The organism is Micromonospora parastrephiae (assembly GCF_016802865.1).
Classification (GTDB): Bacteria; Actinomycetota; Actinomycetes; order Mycobacteriales; family Micromonosporaceae; genus Micromonospora; species Micromonospora parastrephiae.
Genome location: NZ_JAEVHM010000270.1, coordinates 1 through 5,589, shown reverse-complemented (window position 1 = coordinate 5,589; position 5,589 = coordinate 1). Strand labels below are relative to the sequence as shown.

Here is a 5,589-nt window from a genome sequence, read left to right as displayed (position 1 = left end):
CTCCAAGGAGCCTGACCGATGCCACACCCACAGGGCCTGGGCCGCCACCCGATACCGCCGCCGCGGCGGCCTCGCGCTGCGGCGACCCGCAACCGCCCCACCCACGCAGCCGCAGCCGCCTGCCGAGCTGGTGGCCGCGCTGCACGGCAACGCCGCGCTCGCCGTGTACGCGGTCGCCGCCGCCGCAGCCAAGCCGTGGGGTGACAGCCACCCGATCACGTGGGCGATGAACACCGGCCGGATCACCGGCGCCAGCGCCGTCGAGTGGGCCTCCCACCTGGCCACCGACCCGGACATCACCCTGCCGATCCTGGCCGCGCTGGAGCCGGTACTGACTCCGCAACTGCGGAACGTCGTCGACGCGCTCGCCGCGACCGACCGGGACGAGGACGAGCTGGCCGAGTTCGACCACCTCCAGCCACCCAACATGCGCGTGCAGCACCCTGAAGGGGAGGACGGGTCCGAGTTCGACGACCTGTACCCGCCGCACATGCGCCACGCCCGTCAGGATGATGCCCTCGATCCCGAGCTGGCCGAGTTCGACGCCCTCTACCCGCCCACCCGGCGGCTCGGCCCGGACGCGTACGGCCTCACCGACGACGAGTACCGCGCCCGCCTCGGCGGGCACTGACCACGCCCCGGGCGAGGGAAGTTCGATGAAGCGCGTCAACGCCACCCGGCCGGTCGGCACGACACGAGCTGCGTCCACGGAACCCACCGGCGCACGCGGGAATCGAAGAGCGGAGAGGGCGTCTACCTTCGCGCCCAGCGACCCGCTCTGCGCGCCGCATCGAACGACCACCGCCGGGCCGCCGGCGGCACCTGGCGACCAAGACCGCGATGGGCGGCCGGGGGGAGACACGAACCGGCAGCCGGACCAGCCGCCGACCGACCAGCTGGAGTCCCTCTACGCCCGTATCGACGCCGCGCTCACCGACGGCGCGTCGATCGCGCAGGCCATGGACTACGTCGGCTGCACCGAGGCCGACGTGCGTGCCGTCAAGGCCATCCGCGACCGCCGCGCCAAGCCACCACCGGCGAAGCCGCGCGAGGTCTGGGAGATGTGGTGAACGACGGCCAGGCGCCGCCGGTGCTCGACGCGTACGCCGTGCGCTTCGGCATGGGCCGGTTGCTGCTTGCCTCCCCGCAGGCCTGCCTGGACGTGCTGCGGTCCCTGCAGGCCGCCGTCGCCGCCGGCGGCCGCGCCGGACTGCCACCGCCACCGCGGATCGTGACCCTGATTGCCGCCCTGGAAGCAGAACTCGCTGAGTCGACTTCCGCCAACGGAAGCGCGGAACTGACGCGTGAGTTGACCGTGCCAGCCTCGGTCCAACCAACCGAACCGGCGGACACGAAGGAGGCGGCCCGGATGCTCGGCATCACCGTCCGGCAGGTCCGCAACCTCGGCCCGCGCCTCGACGGCCGCAAGGTCGCCGGCGCGTGGATCTTCGACCGCGACCAGGTCGCCGCCGAAGCCGCCCGCCGCCAACGCGAAGGAGCCAACAGCCTGTGAGCATCGACTTCGCCGCCGTCAAGGCGGCCAACGCCAACGCCAACGTGGCACCCGACGTACGGCAAATGGCCGACGGCCTGGGCGTCGACCTGCGCACCGTCAACCCGCAGCCCGGCCGCAAGACGCTCGACGTCAACGACGTCGTCATGGCCCACAACCGCCGCGCGACCACCGGCAACCCCACCTACGACGTAACGCCACGCTCCGCGCAGACCGCCTCCGGCCCGTACACCGGAAGCGGCAACACCCTGCCCGCGTTCACCGCCAGCGGCCTCGACCCGAAGGTGCTGCTGCGATACCCGGCGCCCGTCCGCCCCGCCCTGGCCGCCCTGCCCACCCTCGCCGAGGCGTACCACGTCGGGCAGAGCTACCTCGGGCTCACCGACCAGGAAGCACGCGAGCGGCTCTCCACCGACACCCGCATCCCCACCGAATACGCCTACGCCTGGACCGATGCCGACCACATCGAGCCCGGCGGCAGCGGTGCCCCGAGCGCCTACCAGCCCGATGCGGCCATCGCCAGGAACAGCCAAGCCCGCATGGACTATCAGGCCCGGGAACGCGCTCGGATGAAGGCCGAAGCGGAGCGCCGCGGCGACTACTTCACCTACCGGAACTACTGACCGGTGACCACCCGACCCGGGAGTCGGGAAAAAGTGGACGGATCGAGTCGACGCCTGACCGCCGGGGTCAGGCTTTCTCTCCCCGAGGTGCCGCCGAACCGGTTTTTGATCACGGCTCGGGCCCTGTCCATCCATCACACGGCCTGTCCGGGAAAAAAAATCCTGACCCCGGCGGTCAGGGGCCGATCGGTTTTGCTGGATTTTTGCAGGTCAGAGGGGGTGCGGGTGATGTTTGAGCGTGGTCCGGGTGGTCCGAGGCCGGGTGGTCCGCCGTCGCCGACGGGTCCGGCTGGTCCGCGTCCGAGGGGTTGGTGACGGGTGGCAGCGCGCGGTAAGAAGCTGTCGGACGCCTACCTGGAGTTGCGGGCGGACGACTCGAAGCTGTCCGGCGACGTGAAGGTCAAGGCGACGAAGGCCGCGAAGGGCTTCGCGTCGCAGCTCAACAACGCCCTCAAGGTGTTGGATATCGACCCGATCGACGTGAAGGCCGACCCGAAGTCGGCTCTCGCGTCGATCGAGGCGGCGCGTACACGGCTGCGGGCGATGTCCCGCGAGGCTGACAGCGTCGAGATGCGGGTCCGCACCGAACGGGCGTTGAGTCAGCTGGCGCGGTTCGAGAAGCAGCTGGGCCAGGTCGACGACGTGCCGGTGGAGCCGAAGGTCGAGGCGTCGCCGGCGCAGCGGGTGGTCGACCAGCTGCAGCGGCGGCTGGCCGCGCTCGGCGTAGACCCGCCGGTCACGATCGACGCCGACCCGAAAACCGCCCTCGCGTCGATCGGGCGCGTCGACGAGCAGCTGGAGAAGCTGACGAAGGACGCCGGCAACGTGCGGCTGCGTCTCGACGCGACGGCGGCCCGCACCGACCTGGCCCGGCTGCGCGACCAGATCGGCGATGTCGGCGACGACGCCGCCGAGGGGTTCAGCACCCGGTTCGTGGGGAGGTTGGGGCCGTTGATCGCGTCGATGCCACTGTCCCCGCCGATGCTCGCCGCGGTCGGTATCGCCGCTGCGGTGGCCGCGCCGACGCTCGCCGGTGCGCTGGCTGCGGCGGTGGTCGGTGGGGCTGGTGCCGGCGGCATCGTCGGTGGGGCGATCCTGGCGTCGCGCGACGAACGGGTGAAGGCGGCCGGGAGTGACTTGGGTGAGTTCATCCTCGGTGACTTGGAGAGTCGGGCTGGCGTGTTCGTTGGACCGATGCTGGCCAACATTGGGCGCATCCGCCGCGCATGGATCGAGCTGGGCCCGGACCTTGACCGGATCTTCGCGTCGTCGCGGTTCGTCGACCCGCTGGTCGCCGGTGCGGTGTCCGGGGCGCGGAAGTTGATCGGTGGGGTCGCGGACGCGGTCGACGAGGCTGAGCCGGTGATCGCCGAATTCGGCGCGGGCCTCGACCGGATCGGTGAAGCGACGGGGGACGCGTTCAGCTTGTTGGCCCATGACGCTGATGAGGCCGCCTCGGCGGTCGAGGACGTCACCATCCTGATGGCGGAGCTGATCCGGGTGCAGGCCGGCCTGGTGCACGGTCTGGCCGCTGCGAAGGGCTGGACGGATCAGCTGGATATCTGGGACAAGAAGCTCCAGTTCATGATTGAGGACCAGGCCAACCTCAACAAGATCATGGGTGTGTTCGGGTATCGGCTTGACATCACCGCGGACGGGTTCGCCGCCGGAACGAAGGAGGCGGAGGCGTTCCGCAAGGCGCAGATTGGTGAGGCGACCGCTGCGGACTTCGCCACCCTCAAGTTGGCGGGCAAGACGGACGCGCAGATAGCCGCCGCCGACGCCAGCGGCACCTATCGGCAGCGGATCGATGAGGTCAACGCCGCCATGGGTCGCTCCGCCGATGCCACCGTGGCGACCGAGGAAAGCGTGTCGGCTCTGCAGTTGGAGCTGGACGGCGCAACCGCCCGTTACCGGGCGCTTGGTGAGATCGGCGCGGAGGCGCTCAACGGGCTGCTCGTGAGCAGCGGCGCCGTGTCCGGGGCGATGGTGCAGCAGAAGAGCATCGCGGACGCGCTGCGGCAGGCCCACGAGGGCATGTTCGGCGCGGTCATCCAGCAGACCGAGGCCAACGAGGCGTACCAGACCAGCTGGGACAACCTGTCGGCGTCGGTGAAGGAGAACGCCGGGCAGATCGGCAAGAACAAGAACAACTTGGATTTGCACACGCAGGCGGGCCGCTCCAACCGCGACGCCTTGCAGGAGCTGCTGGTCAAGTCCGGGGAGATGTACTACGCCGACATTGAGGCCGGCGTGGCCGTCGACGAGGCTCGCAAGAAGCACGAGAAGCGCACCGCGGCGATCCGCACCGAGGCCGGTCAGTTGAAGCTCAACAAGTCCGAGACGGACAAGCTGATCGGCACGTACGGCAACATCCCGCCGAAGAAGACCACGCAGCTGCTCGTGGAGGGCATCGAGCGGGTCGGGCAGACGCTGACGGACCTGTACATCTTCCAGCGCAGCCTGGCAACGGGCCGCACGCTGGCGCAGGTCCGCTCCGACGTGTTCGGTGGCTACGCCGGTAACCCGCGCGCTTTCAAGCGTGAGGGCGGCTCGATCGACGGGCACGGCATCAAGGGCGTCGACAGCGTCCCGATCGTCGCCGCGCCGGGTGAGTTCATGCAGCCGGTGCCGGCGGTGGACTACTACGGCGTGGCCGCGATGCAGGCGATCCGGCACCGGCAGATCCCAAAGGAGGCGCTGCAGGGGTACGCGACGGGTGGTCTGATCGACCGGCTGCGCGGCCGTGACTGGGGTGCCCGGATGCCGTACGAGACGGATGTCAGCCGCAGCCGCGTCCCGTCGCGGGAGGAAGTCGCCTCGAAGGTGACGCCGGCGCTCGGGTCGTGGCCGTCGAGCCCGGGCGCGCAGCGCGGGGACTCCGGGGTGTGGCGCAGCATCATGGCGATGGTCAAGGCGTCGGGGATCCCGTACAGCTTCGGCAACGCGTACCGGCCGGGCGACCCGCTGTGGCACGGCTCCGGCCGGGCGGTCGACTTCATGGGCTACAACCAGGACCGCCTGGCGCAGTTCTTCATGGCCCGGCAGGGCCAGCTGTTGGAGCTGATCCACCGCACCGGCACGCGGGACTACGCGGTGACCCGGGGCAGGAAGACCACGATGCCGACGCAGCTGCCGCTGCACCGCAACCACCTGCACGTGGCCATGGACAACGGCGGCTACCTGATGCCCGGGTGGAACCCGCCGATCTACAACGGCACCGGCCGGCCCGAGCCGGTCACCCCCGCTCCGATCATGGACACGGTGATCGAGCGCCTGGAACAGATCCTCGACGAGATGCGGCACATGGGGCCGGCCTTCGCCGAGGCGCTGACCGGCGGGGTGCAGTCCGCCCGGCAGTCGGGACGAGCCCGGGGGGCCGTCCTCGCTCGCTGACGCGTAATGCTGCCGTAGGGGGGGGGCCGCCGGTGTGGTTGCGAACGCCGGCGGCCC

The 5,589-nt window shown here is 70.5% G+C and carries 5 protein-coding genes; all 5 read left to right on the top strand.

Annotation, left to right across the window (positions count from 1 at the left end):
- Positions 1-631: hypothetical protein (locus JNW91_RS29020; RefSeq protein WP_238425897.1), on the top strand; the 631-nt coding region annotated here is incomplete at its 5' end.
- Between the two features lie 25 nt (positions 632-656).
- A complete protein-coding gene (locus JNW91_RS29015) occupies positions 657-1,070 on the top strand; it encodes a hypothetical protein (protein WP_203178682.1) in 414 nt (137 codons plus the stop codon).
- Complete coding sequence (locus JNW91_RS29010) at positions 1,067-1,513, top strand: MerR family transcriptional regulator (protein ID WP_203178681.1); 447 nt, start codon at positions 1,067-1,069, stop codon at positions 1,511-1,513. The genes JNW91_RS29015 and JNW91_RS29010 overlap by 4 nt, the downstream gene beginning before the upstream one ends.
- Positions 1,510-2,136: a hypothetical protein gene (locus tag JNW91_RS29005; RefSeq protein ID WP_203178680.1), complete on the top strand. Its 627-nt coding sequence runs from the start codon at positions 1,510-1,512 to the stop codon at positions 2,134-2,136. The genes JNW91_RS29010 and JNW91_RS29005 overlap by 4 nt, the downstream gene beginning before the upstream one ends.
- Before the next feature lie 318 nt (positions 2,137-2,454).
- Positions 2,455-5,532 (top strand): hypothetical protein, encoded by a 3,078-nt coding sequence (locus JNW91_RS29000; RefSeq protein WP_203178679.1) that lies wholly within the window; start codon positions 2,455-2,457, stop codon positions 5,530-5,532.
- The last annotated feature ends 57 nt before the right edge of the window (positions 5,533-5,589 follow it).